Genomic DNA, 17,034 nt, shown 5'->3' with positions numbered 1-17,034 from the left:
CCGAATCGGTCCGGAATCGGTTGGAGGAACCTACGAAGCGGTCTCGGGGGCCGGCGGAGGGGTTTGCACGGATTGCACAAAGGCATCCGCGATCAGCTGTGCAGTCTGCGCAATCTGCCAGGGTCGGGCGCCCCATTCCGCGAGCGCGTCGCCGATCGCTGCCGCGTTGAGGGGCTCGGGTGGGCTCCATGCGAGACGCCGGAGCAGCTCTGGGGTCAGCAGGTTCTCGGTCGGCATCCCGAGCTGCTCGGCGAGCCCCTCGACAGCGGGACGCGCAGCCTTCAGGCGCAGGTCCGCGGGCGGATTGCGATCAGCCCACGCGCGCGCCGGTGGGATCGAATCGCCGCCGGGCGCCCGCTCGAGGGGGAGGTCGGTCGCGGCCCGGCCGGCCTCGAAGGCCGCCCACCAGCGGTCGAGCTGGCTCCGACTCGCGCGCCCGGTGAACTCCTTCACCTGGGCGAGTTCCTGCTTCGTCTTCGGATCCGCGATCAGCGCGGCCACGAGCGATCGATCGGGCACCAGACGCCCGGGGGCGATGTCCTGCTCGCGCGCGTACTCCTCGCGCGCCGTCCACAGCGCCCTGGCCACGGCGAGGGCGCGGCGACCACGGACGGTGTGCAGACCGCTGAGGCGCCGCCACGGGTCCTCGCGCGGCGGCTTCGGCTCACGCTCGAGCACGGCCTGGAACTCCTCTGCGGCGAACGCGGTCTTGCGCTGCTCCTCGAGCTCGGCGACGAGGACGTCCCGCACGTCGACCAGGTGCTCGACATCGAGGGCGGCGTATTCCAGCCAGGACTGCGGCAGGGGACGAGTGGACCAATCGGATGCCGAATGGGCTTTGGCCAGAACGATCCCGAGCGTGTCCTCCACGACCGCACCGAGTCCGACCCGCGCGTGTCCGAGCATCCGGGCAGCGAGTTCGGTGTCGAAGATGCGATCGGGACGCAGATCGAGCTCGCGCAGGGACGGGAGGTCCTGGCTCGCGGCGTGCAGCACCCACTCCTCGTGGCCGATCGCTTCCTGCAGCGCGCCGAAGTCACCCACCGCCGGCGGATCGAACAGGAACACGCCGCTCCCGCGGCGGAAGACCTGGATCAGATAGGCGCGCTGGGAATAGCGGAATCCCGAGGCACGCTCGACGTCGACCGCCACGGGGCCGGTGCCGCCGACAAGCGCGGCGGCCGCCTCCCGTAGCCCTGCGGCATCCGTGATCACGGTGTAGTCAGTCACGCGGCCCCCTGTGCGATCCGAGCACCGCGATGTCCTCCGAACCCGGCGGGAGCCCCGCCAACATGCAGACCAGTTCCGCCCATGCTTCGACGTGCGGGGCGATCTCGCCATCCGGCGACCACGACGCGCGCAGCTCGATCTGCGCCCCGTCACCCTCGGCCGCGAGCGAGCCGAAGCCCGTCGACAGGGTCTTCGTCGCCGTCCCGGACGCGGAATGGAATCCCGCCCGTCGCGAGCCCAGGGCATCCATCAGCCACGACCAGGCGACGTCGGCGAGCATCGGATCGATGCCGATGTCGGGTTCGAGCGGGGCCTGGGCGAAGCAGACGATGCGCCACGGTCCGTTCCACGGAGACGGCTCGCCGGGATCATGCAGGAGGAGGAAACGGCCCGTGCCGTACCGGGAATCCTCGCCCTCCGCGTCGGGTCGCACGTCGCCGGCCAGGGCGATGCACTCGGGCGCCAGGCCGCCGGGAGCGGGGATCTCCCGCACCGACAGATCGGGGCGGAAGACGGTCGCACGCACGCTCGCCGCCGCACTCTCGAACGACGGCGACGCGCTCGGAGGACGAAGCTCAGCCACGCCGAAAGACTAGAGTGGGGCCTCGATGGTCGACTCCAGGCGCGCCGCGATGGCCCCTCCCGCACTCCAGGCCGGTGTCCGGGCCGCCCTCGTGCTGCTCGGCGGAGCGCTCGGACTCACGGTGTCTGCCCTGGCGCTGACGTCCTTGCACCTCGCCCGGCGGGTGGTGACCCCCGCCGCACGCGTGCCGGATACGCGGATCCTCAGCCTGGACACGTCCGCGCAGACGATCACGTTGGCGCGCACGCCGGACACTGAGCTGCCGGGTCGCTACGGACTGTTCACCAGCGGCACGGAGTCGTACGTGAAGCTCGGATCCGTCCTCGCGGAAGACGCCACGAGCGTCAAGCGGAAGCTCCTGACCGAGATCGGTCCCCAGGCGCGGATCTCCGCGGACGCCGCGTTCAGCGGCTGGTACTACGACACCCCGGCGGAACTGCACCTCCCGTACACGTCCGAGCTGATCGGGTCGGCGGTCGGCCCCTGCCCGGCGTGGCTGTTCCCCGCGGGAACGGGAGAGGTCTGGGTCATCCAGATCCACGGGCGCGGGACGACCCGCGCCGAGTGCCTGCGCGCGGTGCCCCTCTTCCACGGTCTCGGCATCACGTCGCTCCTGGTGTCGTACCGCAACGACGGCGAGGCACCCCGGAGCCGTGCGGGCACGTACTCCCTCGGCGCGACCGAGTGGCGCGACGTCGACGCCGCCATCGGGTTCGCGCGGCGTCGGGGAGCGAAGCGCATCGTGCTGATGGGCTGGTCGATGGGCGGCGCGATCGCGTTGCAGCTCGAGCTGAACTCCGCACACCGCGATGTGCTCGCGGGCGTGATCCTCGAGTCCCCGGTCGTGGACTGGCGCGTGGTGCTGGGCTATCAGGCCCGCCAGCAGCACATCCCGACCGCCGTCACCGGGCTCGCGATCGGCGCGCTGCGCACGGAGTGGTCCGCGCACATGGCCGGGGCCGGGGCGGCGATCCCGTTCGACCGGCTCGACGTGATCGCGCGCGCACCCGAGCTGCGGCATCCGATCCTCATCCTGCACAGCGACGACGACGGCTTCGTGCCCTCCGACGCGTCGCACGATCTGGTCGTGGCGCGGCCCGACCTCGTGCAGATGCAGGTCTTCGACACCGCCCGCCACACGAAGCTGTGGAACTACGACCAGGAGCGCTGGAGCGGGAGCATCCGCTCGTGGCTGGAGGAACGGGCGCTCCTGCCGGAGTGAGTGTGGCCGCTCACGCGCGCTTCGTGCGGACCTGACGCTTGACGCGCATCAGCATCCCGGTCATCCCGGCGATGCGCAGAGGGGAGACGGCACGCGTGAGTCCGATGCTCTGCGGGAAGTCGTCCGGCACCGCAAGCACCTCATCGGCGGTGAGGCCCGAGATGCCCTGCGCGAGGATGCTCGCGAACCCGCGAGTCGTCGGTGCTTCCGCCGGAGCCGTCGCGTGCATCGTCACGACGTCGTCCGAGGAGACCTCGACGATGATGTAGACGGGGGACTGGCACTCCGCGACGCGCTCACGCAGCTCGGGATGACCCTCCAAACGCGCGGGAACCTCGGGGAGCTCGTTCGCGAATTCCAGGAGCAACTGGAGGCGTTCAGGCTCGGGCAGCTCGAGGAAGTCGTCGCGGATCTCGGCCAGCGGCGCGGGAAGAAGGTCGGAAGTCATCCCTGACATCCTTCCACGGTCGATTCAGGCGGGCACGGACCCCGGCTCGGCGCCCACCGCGATCGGTACGCGCACCGCGCTGCCCCACTCGGTCCAGGAGCCGTCGTAGTTGCGCACATCCTCGAAGCCGAGGAGGTGCTTCAGGACGAACCAGGTGTGACTGGATCGCTCGCCGATGCGGCAGTAGGCCACCACGCTGTCCCCGTCGGCCAGGCCGACCTCGTCACGGTAGATCGCGTCGAGTTCGGCGCGCGGCTTGAAGCCGCCGTCCGGGGCGACCGCCCGCGCCCACGGCACGCTCGCCGCCGTCGGGATGTGGCCTGCGCGCAGCGCGCCCTCTTCCGGGTACGCGGGCGCGGATGTCCGGGAACCGTCGTACTCCTCCGGCGAGCGCACGTCGATCAGCGGCTTGCCGAGGTGGGCGAGCACGTCCTCCTTGTAGGCCCGCAGGGAGCTGTCGTCGCGCTCGATCACCGGATAGTCGGTCTTCTCGCGGACGGTGGGCTCGGTCGTGAGCGGACGGCCGTCGGCGATCCATCCGTCTCGACCCCGGTCGAGCAGGCGCACATCCTCGTGACCGAACAGCGAGAAGACCCAGAGCGCATATGCGGCCCACCAGTTGTTCTTGTCGCCGTAGATCACGATCGTGTCCTCGCGGGAGATGCCCTTCGCGCTCAGCAGCCGCGAGAAACCCGCGCCGTCGACGTAGTCGCGTACGACCGGGTCGTTCAGCTCGGTGTGCCAGTCCACCTTGACGGCACCGGGGATGTGTCCCGTCTCGTAGAGCAGGACGTCCTCGTCCGATTCGACGACCACGAGACCGGGGGTGCCGAGGTTCTCCTCGAGCCACGCTCCGGTGACGAGCCGTCCGGGCTCGGCGTACTCGGCGAACTTGGGGGAGGACGTGTCGAACGCGACGGTCATCGGGGCTCCTCGGATCGGGACGGGTGCGGTCGGGCGTAGGCTGGCACCGCGTCTTCGAGCCTAGATTCCCGGGTGGAGACGTGCACCCACCCGCGTAAGAAGGCGACACAGGATCAGCAGGATGACACCCTCCACGGCCATCACGGGAATCGTCCATCTCACCGAGCGGACACCGCAGATCTCGGGCGCCGACATGGTCGCCTCACTCGTGCCGCCTCCGCAGTTCGCCCAGGCGAGCTTCGAGTCGTACCGGGCGGATGCCGCCTTCCCCTCGCAACAGGAGGCGAAGGCGACGCTGATGACTTTCGCCGGTCTCGGCGCGGCGCAAGAGCGCGGGGGACTGTTCCGTCGCGCGAAGAAGACGCCGGATCCGAAGCCGGGAGTGTATCTGGACGGCGGATTCGGCGTCGGCAAGACGCACCTGCTGGCGGCGATCTACCACGCGATGCCCGTGCGCCGGAAGTACTTCGGCTCGTTCATCGAATACACCGCCCTCGTGGGAGCCCTCGGCTACAAGAACACCGTCGATCTGTTCCGCGGTTCCGACCTCCTCTGCATCGACGAGTTCGAGCTCGACGACCCCGGCGACACGATGGTGATGACGCGGCTCCTCGGCGAACTCGTCGCCTCGGGCACGCGACTGGCGGCGACTTCCAACACGCCGCCGAACGCCCTCGGCGAGGGCCGGTTCGCCGCCCAGGACTTCCTGCGCGAGATCCACGCGATGGCGGCGAGCTTCGAGACGATCCGCATCGACGGGACCGACTACCGCCACCGGGCTCTCGACGGGCACGCCGACGTGCTCACCGAGGCCGAGTACGCCGAGAAGATCGCGGATGCCGCAACCTCCGGTGCCGTCTCCGACGACGCCTTCGCCGACCTGGTCGCCCATCTGGCCACCGTGCACCCGTCCCGCTACATCCGGCTCATCGAGGGTCTGTCCCTGGTCGGGATGCGCGACGTGGCTCCACTGAACGATCAGTCCGCGGCGCTGCGGTTCGTCGCGTTCATCGACCGCGTCTACGACGCGCAGCTGCCGATCCGCGCCACGGGTGCGAGCCTGGATCTCGTCTTCCCCGAGGAGATGCTCGCCGGCGGGTACCGCAAGAAGTACCTTCGGGCCATCTCGCGCCTGATCGCCTCGACGCTGGACTGAGTCCAGACGCAATCGCGGCGATTCATGCGGGTCTCGCGGCCCGAGGAAACCTGATGTTTACCTGACCGCGCCCGACGTAACAGACGCGAAACACACTCTCCGGCCGCAGGAAACCCGGCGCCTCGACACTGGGACCACCCGACGCTTTCTACCCTGCGTCCCTGCAGAGAGGTTCACTTCGAGATGGATCAAGGCAACACGGCATTCATCCTGATATCGGCAGCGCTGGTCCTGTTGATGACTCCAGGACTCGCTTTCTTCTACGGCGGCCTCGTCAAGGCCAAGAGCGTCATCAGCATGATGATGCTCAGCTTCGGCGCAATGGGACTCATCGGCGTCCTGTGGGTCCTGTACGGCTACGCGATCGCGTTCCCGGCAACCGCGGAGGGCACCGTTCAGTTCCCGTGGGCGATCGACCCCGCAGAGTTCGGGCTGGCGAACCTCCTCGAGACGCCCGACGGTGCGGCTTTCCCGCCGCTGGCCTTCGTCGCCTTCCAGGCGACGTTCGCGATCATCACGGTGGCGCTCGTGTCCGGCGCGATCGCCGACCGTGCCAAGTTCGGCGCGTGGATGATCTTCGCGGCGATCTGGGCCACGGTGGTCTACTTCCCCGTGGCCAGCTGGGTGTTCAACTTCGGCCTGGCCGATGACGGCAGCTTCGCCTACGGCGGCTGGATCACGTACGGCATGCAGAACGTGTTCGGGGTCGGTGCGATCGACTTCGCGGGTGGTACCGCCGTGCACATCAATGCCGGTGCCGCTGCCCTCGCGCTGGCACTCGTCCTCGGCAAGCGCGTCGGCTTCCAGAAGGGCGTGCACGTCCCGCACAACCCGCCGTTCGTCCTCCTCGGGGCGGGCCTGCTGTGGTTCGGCTGGTTCGGCTTCAATGCCGGATCCGAGCTCGCCGCCGACAACACCGCGGCGATCGCCTTCGTCAACACGATCGCCGCACCCGCTGCGGCACTGCTGGCCTGGCTGATCGTCGAGAAGATCAAGGACGGCAAGCCCACCTCGGTCGGCGCCGCCTCCGGCGCCGTCGCGGGCCTCGTCGCGATCACCCCGGCGTGTGCCTCGCTCACTCCGATCTGGGCGATCGTCCTCGGCCTCGTCGCCGGAGCGGTCTGCGCCCTGGCGATCGAGCTGAAGTTCAAGCTCGGCTTCGACGACTCGCTCGATGTGGTCGGCATCCACCTGGTCGGTGGCCTCATCGGAACCCTGTACCTCGGCTTCTTCGCGAACGGGACGGGCCTGATCTACAGCGGCAGCGGAACGCAGCTCCTCGTGCAGGCGATCGCCGCCTTCGCGGTCATGGCGTACTCGTTCGTGCTGGCCTGGATCATCGGCTTCGCGATCCAGAAGACGATCGGCTTCCGCGTGAAGAACGAGGACGAGATCGCCGGCATCGACACGATCGTCCACGGCGAAGAGGGCTACGTCCTCGCCGACACGAAGGCCTGATCGACAAGCTCACCACGCAGAACACCCCGCGACCTCGGTCGCGGGGTGTTCCGCGTGTCGGGGCTATCGTCTGAGGATGGCCTCGCGAAACACCCTCCTGAGTGCACTCGTGCGACTGTTCCGCCCCGCGCGGGCGCGGACGCCCGCGGCACTACGACCGACGGCCGGCGGCGCGACGGGCACCGTCGAGCTGGATCCCCGCCGTGTGGAACCGGTGGCCATCGGCTATGCGCCGCGACGCGACGGCGCGCCCGACGCGGGAGAGGTCGTGTGGACCTGGGTGCCGTACGCGGAGAACGACGGGCGCGGGAAGGACCGGCCGGTGCTGATCATCGGGCGGCATGGCACCGATCGCGCCTTCGCCGTGAAGCTCACGAGCAAGGCTCACGACGGGGAGCGTGACTTCCTCCCGATCGGACCCGGCGCGTGGGATTCCCAAGGGCGTCCGTCGTGGGTGGACATCGATCAGCTCTACAGCGTGCACGCGGACGGCATGCGCCGCGAGGCCGCCGCACTGGATTCCGCCCGATTCCGGATCGTGGCCGAGGCTCTGCGCCGTCGGTACGGATGGGAGTTCGCCGGCTGAGCGGCTGTGGTGGGCGATACCAGACTCGAACTGATGACCTCTTCCGTGTGAAGGAAGCGCGCTACCAACTGCGCCAATCGCCCGTGGCCCTGCGGGGCCGAGACTCGATCCTACCCGATGCCGGAGGGTTGCCCGAACCGTCGGTGACCGGTGACACGCGCGGGTCGCGCCTGGTTTGGCGAGTGTGAATTCATCGGCTAAAGTCGTTCAAGCGCCCGGAGCAATCCGGGCCACGCGGATGTAGCGCAGTTGGTAGCGCACAACCTTGCCAAGGTTGGGGTCGCGAGTTCGAGTCTCGTCATCCGCTCGAGTGCAGGAGTCTTCTTCACGGAAGACCACCGCACGTGGGGTCAATCCACACGGTGGCGTGGCCGAGCGGCTAGGCACCGGCCTGCAAAGCCGTTTACACGGGTTCGAATCCCGTCGCCACCTCACCGACAACTGAATATGCCCGTACGGGCGCGATTGGCGCAGCGGTAGCGCGCTTCCCTGACACGGAAGAGGTCACTGGTTCGATCCCAGTATCGCGCACACATGAGAACCCCCGGACAGCCGGGGGTTTTCGCTTTTCCACCCCGGACGCGAGAGCCCTCAGCGCACAGCGAGCGGGAGAGTGGCCAGCAGGACGGTCACCGGAGCGATCGCGAGGCCGAGCAGGACATAGCGCCGCCACGGCACATCGACGCCGACAGCGTGCAGCCGCTGATGCCACAACAGCGTCGCCAGCGACGCCCACGGGGCGATGAGCGGGCCGGCATTCACCCCGACCAGGAGTGCCGCCAACCGCTCCGGAGCTCCCGCAGCCGCCTCCAGTGCGAGGTACGCGGGGAGGTTGTTGATCGCATTCGCGCCGAACAGGCCCGCTGCGGCGACCTGCAGGAGGTCCGATGGCGACGTCCCCGTCCCCACGATCGCCTCCAGGACCCGCTGAGAGCCGAGCGCCTCGATCGCCCCGACCGCCAGGAACAGGCCGGACGCGAAGACCAGAAGCTGCCAGGGCACGAGTCCGAGGCGGAGAGTCCGACGCGAGCGCACCGCGAAGACGATCGACAGCGCGATCGCGGCGGCGGTCGCCGGTATCCACGGGGGCATGCCCGAGACGAGGAGCGGGAGCAGAGCGATCACCACGACCGCGGCCGTGATGAGGAGGACGCGGTCCTCGACGTGCGGAGGCGTCGCCAGCAGATAGCGTCCGCGCAGACTGCGGCGTTGCGCGAGCAAGAGGATGAGAACCGACACGGCGATCGCGACGAACGCGGACGGACCCGTGAGGGCGAGGAACTCCAGCGGCCCGGCGATGCCGAGGCGCTCGACGGCGAGCAGGTTCGTGAGGTTCGACACCGGAAGCACGAGCGACGCGGTGTTGGCGAGCACGACGGTCGTGAAGGCGAACGGCAGGGGGTCCAGACGGTGGGCCCGGGCCACGGCCACGACGACGGGTGTCAACAGGACGGCGGTCGTGTCCAGCGACAGGAAGGCGGTGGCGAGGATCGCCAGCACGACGACCAGCGCCCACAGCACCCACGTGCGTCCACGCGCCCATCGGGCCAAGGCGAATGCCGCCACGTCGAAGACGCCTGCCGCGGCGGCGAGCTCGGCCACGATCGTCACCGCGACGACGAACGCGAGGATCGGCCAGACCCGGTCGGCGATCGCGAGCGCGTCAGCCGCCGGAAGCACTCCGGTGATCACCGCCGCACCACCGAGCAGCAGAAGGCCGGCACCGACCAGGGCGAGTTTCACAGCATCCATCATCGCGTCCGCGCGCGGCGCGGGCGGACCCGACCGGCACCGATCGGCCCACCGCGTCCGCGGGAGCGCGGGCCCTAGACTGGAGGGATGGGACTGCGCCACCACGGGACCGCGACGACTGTCGCCCTCTTCGGCGCGCGAACGCGCGGCGCCTGAGCGGGCAGGGCGCGCCGCGCCCGAAGCTGAGCCATCCTTCATCCGAGTCACCTCTGGAGAATTCCCTTGACCGATGTCACCCTCCCGTCGGACGTGTCGCTGCCCGCCGACGGCTTCGCCCTCTTCCCCGATCGCTCGGTCGTGGCTCTGCGCGTCAACGGCGAGCTGAAAGACCTCGCCACGACCGTCCAGCCCGGCGATGACGTCGAACCGGTCTCGATCGACAGCGCGGACGGGCTTTCGATCCTCCGACACTCCACGGCGCACGTGCTCGCCCAGGCCGTACAGCGCATCGACCCGCAGGCGAACCTCGGCATCGGTCCGCCCATCACCGACGGCTTCTACTACGACTTCGGCGTCGCCGAGCCGTTCACGCCCGAAGCTCTCAAGGCGATCGAGAAAGAGATGCAGCGCATCGTCCGCGAGGGACAGCGCTTCGTCCGCCGTGTGGTCAGCGACGACGAAGCGCGTGCCGAGCTCGCCGCCGAGCCGTTCAAGCTCGAACTGATCGGGCTCAAGGGCGGCGGCGCGGACAAGACCGAGGGGGCCTCCGTCGAGGTGGGCGCCGGCGAGCTCACGATCTACGACAACGTCGACCGGGACGGCGAGGTCGTCTGGAAGGACCTCTGCCGCGGACCCCACCTGCCGAGCACACGGCTCATCGGCAACGGGTGGGCGCTCACCCGCATCGCCGCGGCCTACTGGCGCGGGAGCGAGAAGAACCCCCAGCTGCAGCGCATCTACGGCACCGCCTGGCCCACGAAAGATGACCTGCGCGCGTACCAGCAGCGTCTCGAGGAGGCCGCGAAGCGCGACCACCGGCGCCTCGGCAAGGAGCTGGACCTGTTCTCGTTCCCGGAGGAGATCGGCTCGGGCCTCTCCGTCTGGCACCCGCGCGGCGGCATCGTCCGTCAGGAGATGGAGCAGCATGCGCTCCGCCGCCACCGCGCGGCGGGCTACACGTACGTGTACACGCCTCACATCACCAAGCGGGACCTCTTCATCGAGTCCAATCACCTCGTCACGTACGCGGAGGGAATGTTCCCGCCGATCCGCATGGACGAGGAGCGCGACGAGAACGGCGAGATCACGAAGCAGGGCGTGGACTACTACCTCAAGCCCATGAACTGCCCGATGCACATCCTCATCTACCGCGAGCGGGCGCGCAGCTATCGGGATCTGCCGATGCGCCTCGCCGAGAACGGCACGGTGTACCGCAACGAGCTCTCCGGCGCACTGCACGGCCTCACTCGCGTCCGCGGGTTCACCCAGGACGACGCGCACCTGTTCGTGACTCCGGAGCAGCTCGAGGGTGAGGTGTCGAAGGTCCTCGAGTTCGTGCTGTCGCTTCTGCGCGACTTCGGGCTGAGCGACTTCGAGCTCGAGCTGTCGATGCGCGACGACGAGAAGGCCAAGTGGATCGGTGACGAGGCGCATTGGGCGGAGGCGACGGATGCGCTGCGACGCGTCGCGCTGGCCAGCGGACTGAAGCTCACCGAAGTCCCCGGCGAAGCGGCCTTCTACGGACCGAAGATCGACCTGAAGGTCAAGGATGCCATCGGGCGCACCTGGCAGCTGTCGACCGTCCAGCTGGACTTCAACCTTCCCGAGCGGTTCGATCTGGAGTTCACCGACCGTGACGGGCTGAAGAAGCGGCCGGTCATGATCCACCGGGCGCTGATGGGTTCGATCGAGCGCTTCTTCGCGATCCTCCTCGAGCACTACGCCGGCGCGTTCCCGGTGTGGCTCTCGCCGGTGCAGGTGGTCGGCATCCCCGTCGCCGAGCAGTACGGCGAGTACCTCGACGAGATCATCGCGCGTCTGGTCGCCGAGGGCGTGCGCGCCGAGGTCGACCACAGCGATGACCGCATGCAGAAGAAGATCCGCACGCACACCACCCAGAAGGTCCCGCTGCAGCTGATCGCGGGTGAGCAGGATCGTGCCGGCGGTACCGTGTCCTTCCGGTTCCGCGACGGAACGCAGCAGAACGGCATCCCCGTGGCGGATGCCGTGCAGCGCATCCTGCGGGCGATCGAGGACCGCACGCTGGTGGACACGGCCGAGGATCTGGCATGAGCGACGAGGGACTCGTTGAGGCGGCCCGGCTCGCCGGAGTCCCCGACCAGTTCCAGCGACTGTGGACCCCGCACCGGATGGCTTACATCCAGGCGGGTCCGCAGCCTCTGCGCGACGCATGTCCCTTTTGCGCGGCGCCCGAGAAATCGGACGAGGACGGGCTGATCGTGCACCGTGGGCGCTCCGCCTACGTGTTGCTGAACCTGTTCCCGTACAACTCAGGCCACCTTCTCGTCTGCCCGTACCGGCACATCGGCCAGTACGACGAGGCCTCTGCCGAAGAGGTCGCGGAGATCGGCGCGCTGACGCAGACCGGGATGCGGGTGCTGCGCGAGGTCTCCCGCTGCGACGGGTTCAACATCGGCATGAACCAGGGCGCCGTCGCCGGCGCGGGCGTGGACGAGCACCTGCATCAGCACATCGTGCCGCGCTGGAGCGCGGATGCGAACTTCTTCCCGATCATCGCCAGGACCAAGGCACTGCCGCAGTTGCTGGGCGAAGTCCGCCGGGCGGTCGCCGAGGCCTGGCCGACAGCCTGAACCTGCTCAGCGGACCTGGCGGACCGCGAACTGCAGGCGCGGGCGGGCGTAGGACTCCTGCGCCTCGACGAGCTGGAGTTCGCGCTCGCCCGAATCGTACGTGAGCTGCAGCAGGTCGAACACGCTCGAGGTGGTCCGCGCCAGCGCATCCGCGGCGTCCCCGCCGGCACGCAGGTGCGCGGTGAACAGGGCCGCCGTGACGTCGCCCGATCCGTTGGCCTTCATCGGGATGAGCGGCGTCTGCACGATCCACGCGCCGTCGTCGGTCACCGCGAGCATCTCGATCGTGCCGTCGGGGCGGTCCGGCTGCTCGACGCTCGTGACGAGCACCGTACGCGGGCCCGTGGCGCGGATCAGGTCGACCGACGCGAGGGTCTCCGCGAGGGTGCGCGGCTCCGTCCCGGTGAGGAAGCCGAGTTCGAACTGGTTCGGCGTCAGGATGTCCGCGGCCGGCACGACCCGGTCGCGCAGCAGGATCGGGATGGCGGGTGCGACGAAGCAGCCGGACTTCGCATTCCCCATGACGGGGTCGCACGCGTAGACCGCAGACGGGTTCGCAGCCTTCACGCGGGTCACGGCATCCAGGATCACGTCGGCGATTCCCTCGCCGCCCTGGTAGCCCGAGAGGATCACGTCGATCTGCGGGAAGACGCCGCGGTCCTCGATTCCGGCGATGACCTCGCGCACGTCCTCGGGCGCGATGAGCGGTCCGCGCCACGCGCCGTACCCCGTGTGATTGGAGAAGTTCACCGTGTACACCGGCAGGACCTCGACGCCGATGCGCTGAAGCGGGAACACTGCGGCGGAGTTGCCGACGTGGCCGTATGCGACCGCGGACTGGATGGAGAGGATCTTCACCGCTCGATCATGCCACTTCGCGCGTGCCGGGTCGCTGAGCCGACGCGCGGACCGCGGCGGCGATGTCGGTCGCCAAGTGCTCGGCATCCGCGTCGTCGAGGTCGTGAACGGTGAGACGAAGCCGATCGGATGCCGCTCCCGGCGACAGCCGGAACTCCTCACCGCTGCGGGCGAGCCACCCGCGGCGCATGAGCCGGTGGACGACGTCATCGGCCGCGACCGGCAGCTCCACCCACAGATTCAGACCGTCGCGCGCGATCGTGGGAACGCCGTGTGCGGTGAGCCGGGCGGCGAACGCGACGTTGCGGGCGGCGTAGTGCGCAGCGGCCGAAGCGATCTTCCCGCGCACGTCGGCGTCCGTCATGAGGGCGAGCACGAGCCGCTGCAGCAAGTGGCTCACCCATGTCGTCCCGGGGGTCAGACGGGTCGCCAGCCCGGCCGCGGTGTCGGGGTCGGACGCCGTCACGGCCAGGCACATGTCGGGCCCCAGGAACTTCGAGACCGAGCGGATCACCGCCCACCGCCGCTGATGCGGACCGATCAGAGAATGCAGGGGTCGCTGAGAGAGCATCGAGAAGTGATCGTCCTCGATCACGAGGACGTAGGGATGGGCGCGCAGCTCGTCGCGGAGGGCCGCGGCCCGTGCGGCCGTGAGGCTCGCCCCGGTCGGGTTCTGCGCGCGCGGCGTGCAGATGATCGCCCGGACCCCGCGTTCGAGCGCCGCGCGCAACCCTTCGACGGTCATGCCCTCGTCGTCCACGGGGATGCCGACCGGCCGGTAGCCGCCGACCCGCACGGTGTGGATCGCGGCGAGGAAGCAGGGATCCTCCAGACCGACCGCGTCATCGCGCGTGAGCGCCTGCGCGAGCAGGCGCTCGATCGCGTCCGCGGCGCCGCTCGTGATCGTCAGGCGCGCGGGGGCGCCCGGGGGAGTGGCGTCGCTCATCCACTTCGCCGCCCAGCGCTCCAGGTCGGGATCGATCACCGGCTCGCCGTACAGCACGGGACGCCCCGCCATCGCCGCGAGCGCGCGCGCCGGGTCGGGCACGAACTCCGGATCGGGATTGCCCGTCGCGACATCCCGCAGAACACTGTCGCCGGCGAAACCCTCCTGCGGGACGGGCCGAGGATCTGCGACCGTCGTTCCGCCTCGTCCCTTGGTCACGACGAGGCCGGCCTGCGCGAGCTGGCGGTAGGCCGATGCGACGGTGTTGCGGTTGACGCCGAGCCCCTCCGCGAGGGTGCGCACCGGCGGCAGAGCGTCTCCGGCACGCAGCGCGCCGCGCTCGACCAGCGCCCGCACCGCATCGGCGATGTCGGCGGCGGAACGCCCGCGGATCAGGTCCATCAGTTCGGCATCCATCGGCCCGATTCTACGTCGCGGTACATGATATCTTTTGGCCTAGGCCAAAACTCGACCGCGCCGCCCGCGCCTCTGCGCGTCCGCCGAAAGGATCCCTCGTGAGCACACCCCAGTCCGGAACCAGCCGCGTCAAGCGCGGTCTCGCCGAGATGCTGAAGGGCGGCGTGATCATGGACGTCGTGACCGCCGAGCAGGCCAAGATCGCCGAGGACGCCGGAGCCGTCGCCGTCATGGCCCTCGAGCGGGTCCCCGCCGACATCCGCGCCGAGGGCGGGGTGTCCCGCATGAGCGACCCCGACATGATCGAGAGCATCATCTCGTCCGTGTCGATCCCGGTGATGGCCAAGGCCCGTATCGGCCACTTCGTCGAGGCGCAGGTGCTCCAGGAGCTCGGCGTCGACTACATCGACGAATCCGAGGTCCTCTCGCCCGCCGACTACGTCAACCACATCGACAAGTGGGGCTTCACGGTGCCGTTCGTGTGCGGAGCCACGAATCTGGGTGAGGCGCTTCGCCGCATCAACGAGGGCGCCGCGATGATCCGGTCGAAGGGCGAGGCAGGCACGGGCGACGTGTCGGAGGCCACGAAGCACATCCGCAAGATCTCCAGCGAGATCAACGTCCTCCGCTCGATGACGAAGGACGAGCTCTACGTCGCCGCCAAGGAGCTGCAGGCGCCGTATGAACTCGTGGCCGAGGTCGCCGAGACCGGATCGCTTCCCGTGGTGCTCTTCGTGGCCGGCGGCGTCGCGACCCCCGCCGACGCCGCGATGATGATGCAGCTCGGTGCGGACGGGGTCTTCGTCGGCTCCGGCATCTTCAAGTCGGGCAACCCCGCGCAGCGCGCTGCGGCGATCGTGAAGGCGACGACGTTCTTCGACGACGCCAAGGTCATCGCCGACGTGTCGCGCGGACTCGGCGAGGCGATGGTCGGCATCAACGTTTCGGACCTTCCGGCGCCGCACCGGCTCGCCGAGCGTGGCTGGTAACAGGCCGCGCGTCGGCGTCCTCGCCCTCCAGGGAGACGTGCGCGAGCACGTCCGCGTGCTGGAGGGCCTCGGCGCCGACGTCGGTCTGGTCCGACGACCGGAGGAGCTGGCGTCGGTGCGCGGGCTGGTCATCCCGGGCGGCGAGTCCAGCGTGATCGACAAGCTCTCGCGCGCGTTCGGAATGCAGGACCCGATCCGCACCGCGATCGCCGCGGGGATGCCGGTGTACGGCACGTGCGCCGGACTCATCCTGCTCGCCGACCGGATCATCGACGGCATCGCGGGTCAGGAGAGCTTCGGCGGCCTGGACATCGCGGTCCGCCGCAACGCCTTCGGAAGCCAGCTGGACTCCTTCGAGACGGATCTCGCGGTGCCGGAACTCGGAGACCCGCCCGTGCACGCCGTGTTCATCAGGGCGCCGGTGGTGGAGTCGGCGGGACCGTCGGTGCAGACGCTCGCGCGGCTGGACGACGGACGGATCGTCGCTGTGCGTCGCGACGCGCTGCTGGGCACGAGCTTTCACCCGGAGGTCACCGGCGAGCACCGGTTCCACGAGCTGTTCCTGCAGACCGTGCGTGCCGCCTGACCGGCGGGCGCACACCGGCTAGGTTTCTGGCATGACCGTGAACAAGTGGTGGCACGACCGCCCCGAGGAGCGGTACTGGATGATCGCGCCGTCCCGCGGCGTCGTCGGCGACGCGCTGCGTGCTCCGAAGGCCTCACCCGACCGGCGCTTCGAGTGGTCGCACGAGCTCGTCGGCTGCACCGAGCCGGGCGACACCCTGTTCGTGTGGGATCGGACCCTCCCCGTTCCCGGCATCGCCGCGTGGGGTCGCGTGCTCGGGCCGCTCGGCGAGGAGACGACGGCCCGGCACGGCGAAGAGCTGCCCCACTGGCGCATGCCGGTGAGCGACACGCTCCGCCTCGCCTCTCCGATCACCCTGACCGCCCTGCGACGCATCGGCTCCGACATCGTCGCGATCCGCGACTCGATAGAGGCCCTCACGGACGGGCCGGTCTACTTCCCGTTCATCGGCTCGGCGGACACGCTCGTGCCCGCACCCGCGTACGTCACCAAAGTGCCCCGCGACCTCGTGGCGCTGCTGTCCTCCCGCTTCGGCTTCGAGTTCGCGCTGTAGGAGCGGATGACCGCCTGGGTGGCGCTGCTGCGCGGAGTCAACGTCGGGGGAGTGACGATCCGCAATGCGGACCTCGTTTCGCTCATGCAGCGCGACCTCGGCCTGGAGGATGTCCGCACGTTCCTCGCGAGCGGCAATGCCGCCTTCACCGCGGATGCCGCCCCCGGGGCGCGCGGCGATCTGAAGCGTCGGATCGAAGCCGGCCTGCGCGAGCGGTTCGGCTACGACGCCTGGATCGTTCTGAAGACCCGCGACGAGGTCGAGCAGGCCCGGACCGGATTCCCGTTCGACGCTTCGGATGGGACCCGGCAGCCGTGGGTGGTGTTCGGCAGTGACGACGCCGTGCTGGACGAACTCGCGACCGCGGCGGCATCCCTCGACGCGGACGTGGATCCGGTCGCTCGGGGGCGTGGCGTCCTCTACTGGAATCCGGTGAAAGGCACGACGACGGACACACCGTTCGCGAAGCTGCTCGCTCGTGCGGCGTACCGCACCTCGACGACGAACCGGAACCTTCGGACGCTGGGAAGGATCCTCGCGCCGTGAGGAGCGCCG

The 17,034-nt window shown here is 69.4% G+C and carries 17 protein-coding genes and 4 tRNA genes; 13 read left to right on the top strand and 8 right to left on the bottom strand.

Annotated elements, in window-relative coordinates:
* Window positions 1–30: 30 nt before the first annotated feature.
* Both ABD197_RS08850 and ABD197_RS08845 read right to left on the bottom strand, forming a co-directional pair.
* On the bottom strand, window positions 31–1,230 hold the full coding sequence (locus ABD197_RS08850) for an HRDC domain-containing protein (RefSeq protein ID WP_344053641.1): 1,200 nt from the start codon (window positions 1,228–1,230) through the stop codon (window positions 31–33).
* Window positions 1,223–1,813 carry a DUF3000 domain-containing protein gene (locus ABD197_RS08845; RefSeq protein ID WP_344053640.1) on the bottom strand — a complete coding sequence of 197 codons (591 nt, stop codon included), beginning with the start codon at window positions 1,811–1,813 and terminating at the stop codon, window positions 1,223–1,225. The genes ABD197_RS08850 and ABD197_RS08845 overlap by 8 nt, the downstream gene beginning before the upstream one ends.
* Before the next feature lie 25 nt (window positions 1,814–1,838).
* Between ABD197_RS08845 and ABD197_RS08840 the strand changes: the two genes are divergently transcribed.
* Entirely contained in the window at window positions 1,839–3,035 is a 1,197-nt protein-coding gene (locus ABD197_RS08840; RefSeq protein WP_344053639.1) for an alpha/beta hydrolase family protein, read from the top strand.
* 10 nt (window positions 3,036–3,045) lie between these two features.
* Here the strand turns inward: ABD197_RS08840 and ABD197_RS08835 are convergent, their stop codons facing one another.
* Both ABD197_RS08835 and ABD197_RS08830 read right to left on the bottom strand, forming a co-directional pair.
* The gene (locus ABD197_RS08835) at window positions 3,046–3,483 is read right to left on the bottom strand and encodes a SufE family protein (protein ID WP_344053637.1); all 438 of its coding nucleotides are present in this window, start codon (window positions 3,481–3,483) and stop codon (window positions 3,046–3,048) included.
* A gap of 24 nt (window positions 3,484–3,507) precedes the next feature.
* Window positions 3,508–4,407 (bottom strand): sulfurtransferase, encoded by a 900-nt coding sequence (locus ABD197_RS08830; protein ID WP_344053635.1) that lies wholly within the window; start codon window positions 4,405–4,407, stop codon window positions 3,508–3,510.
* A 121-nt stretch (window positions 4,408–4,528) separates the two neighbouring features.
* Between ABD197_RS08830 and zapE the strand changes: the two genes are divergently transcribed.
* The 3 genes from zapE (at window position 4,529) to ABD197_RS08815 (ending at window position 7,607) form a co-directional block, all read left to right on the top strand.
* Window positions 4,529–5,563, top strand: coding sequence for a cell division protein ZapE (gene zapE / locus ABD197_RS08825; RefSeq protein WP_344053633.1), 1,035 nt, complete (start codon window positions 4,529–4,531; stop codon window positions 5,561–5,563).
* Between the two features lie 183 nt (window positions 5,564–5,746).
* Window positions 5,747–7,021, top strand: a complete 1,275-nt coding sequence (locus ABD197_RS08820) for an ammonium transporter (RefSeq protein WP_344053630.1) — start codon at window positions 5,747–5,749, stop codon at window positions 7,019–7,021.
* 76 nt (window positions 7,022–7,097) lie between these two features.
* Entirely contained in the window at window positions 7,098–7,607 is a 510-nt protein-coding gene (locus tag ABD197_RS08815) for a type II toxin-antitoxin system PemK/MazF family toxin (RefSeq protein WP_344053628.1), read from the top strand.
* Between the two features lie 7 nt (window positions 7,608–7,614).
* On the opposite strand, the gene ABD197_RS08810 is transcribed toward ABD197_RS08815, so the two are convergent.
* A tRNA-Val gene (locus tag ABD197_RS08810) sits at window positions 7,615–7,690 on the bottom strand.
* A gap of 151 nt (window positions 7,691–7,841) precedes the next feature.
* Here ABD197_RS08810 and ABD197_RS08805 point away from each other — a divergent pair.
* The 3 genes from ABD197_RS08805 (at window position 7,842) to ABD197_RS08795 (ending at window position 8,138) form a co-directional block, all read left to right on the top strand.
* Window positions 7,842–7,914 (top strand) — tRNA-Gly (locus ABD197_RS08805).
* Window positions 7,915–7,968: 54 nt separating this feature from the next.
* Window positions 7,969–8,039: transfer RNA gene (locus ABD197_RS08800), tRNA-Cys, on the top strand.
* Between the two features lie 27 nt (window positions 8,040–8,066).
* A tRNA-Val gene (locus tag ABD197_RS08795) sits at window positions 8,067–8,138 on the top strand.
* A gap of 60 nt (window positions 8,139–8,198) precedes the next feature.
* On the opposite strand, the gene ABD197_RS08790 is transcribed toward ABD197_RS08795, so the two are convergent.
* On the bottom strand, window positions 8,199–9,359 hold the full coding sequence (locus ABD197_RS08790) for an SLC13 family permease (protein ID WP_344053626.1): 1,161 nt from the start codon (window positions 9,357–9,359) through the stop codon (window positions 8,199–8,201).
* Window positions 9,360–9,581: 222 nt separating this feature from the next.
* Between ABD197_RS08790 and thrS the strand changes: the two genes are divergently transcribed.
* Window positions 9,582–11,591 (top strand): threonine--tRNA ligase, encoded by a 2,010-nt coding sequence (gene thrS, locus ABD197_RS08785; RefSeq protein ID WP_344053624.1) that lies wholly within the window; start codon window positions 9,582–9,584, stop codon window positions 11,589–11,591.
* A complete protein-coding gene (locus tag ABD197_RS08780; RefSeq protein WP_344053622.1) occupies window positions 11,588–12,130 on the top strand; it encodes an HIT family protein in 543 nt (180 codons plus the stop codon). Before thrS ends, ABD197_RS08780 begins: the two co-directional genes overlap by 4 nt.
* Window positions 12,131–12,136: 6 nt before the next feature.
* Here ABD197_RS08780 and pdxY read toward each other — a convergent pair whose 3' ends face one another.
* Both pdxY and ABD197_RS08770 read right to left on the bottom strand, forming a co-directional pair.
* On the bottom strand, window positions 12,137–12,988 hold the full coding sequence (gene pdxY / locus ABD197_RS08775; protein WP_344053620.1) for a pyridoxal kinase PdxY: 852 nt from the start codon (window positions 12,986–12,988) through the stop codon (window positions 12,137–12,139).
* Between the two features lie 7 nt (window positions 12,989–12,995).
* Window positions 12,996–14,351, bottom strand: coding sequence for an aminotransferase class I/II-fold pyridoxal phosphate-dependent enzyme (locus tag ABD197_RS08770; protein ID WP_344053618.1), 1,356 nt, complete (start codon window positions 14,349–14,351; stop codon window positions 12,996–12,998).
* 98 nt (window positions 14,352–14,449) lie between these two features.
* Between ABD197_RS08770 and pdxS the strand changes: the two genes are divergently transcribed.
* Genes pdxS through ABD197_RS08750 form a run of 4 tightly spaced genes read left to right on the top strand, consistent with a single transcriptional unit; the run spans window position 14,450 to window position 17,025 of the window.
* On the top strand, window positions 14,450–15,340 hold the full coding sequence (pdxS, locus tag ABD197_RS08765; protein ID WP_344053616.1) for a pyridoxal 5'-phosphate synthase lyase subunit PdxS: 891 nt from the start codon (window positions 14,450–14,452) through the stop codon (window positions 15,338–15,340).
* Window positions 15,330–15,926 (top strand): pyridoxal 5'-phosphate synthase glutaminase subunit PdxT, encoded by a 597-nt coding sequence (gene pdxT / locus ABD197_RS08760; protein WP_344053614.1) that lies wholly within the window; start codon window positions 15,330–15,332, stop codon window positions 15,924–15,926. The genes pdxS and pdxT overlap by 11 nt, the downstream gene beginning before the upstream one ends.
* 31 nt (window positions 15,927–15,957) lie before the next feature.
* Entirely contained in the window at window positions 15,958–16,479 is a 522-nt protein-coding gene (locus ABD197_RS08755) for a hypothetical protein (protein ID WP_344053612.1), read from the top strand.
* A gap of 6 nt (window positions 16,480–16,485) precedes the next feature.
* Window positions 16,486–17,025, top strand: a complete 540-nt coding sequence (locus ABD197_RS08750) for a DUF1697 domain-containing protein (protein ID WP_344053610.1) — start codon at window positions 16,486–16,488, stop codon at window positions 17,023–17,025.
* Window positions 17,026–17,034: the final 9 nt, after the last annotated feature.

Source organism: Microbacterium lacus (genome assembly GCF_039531105.1).
Classification (GTDB): Bacteria; Actinomycetota; Actinomycetes; order Actinomycetales; family Microbacteriaceae; genus Microbacterium; species Microbacterium lacus.
Note: the sequence above shows the minus strand (reverse complement) of the source record. Positions and strands in the feature narration are given on the sequence as shown.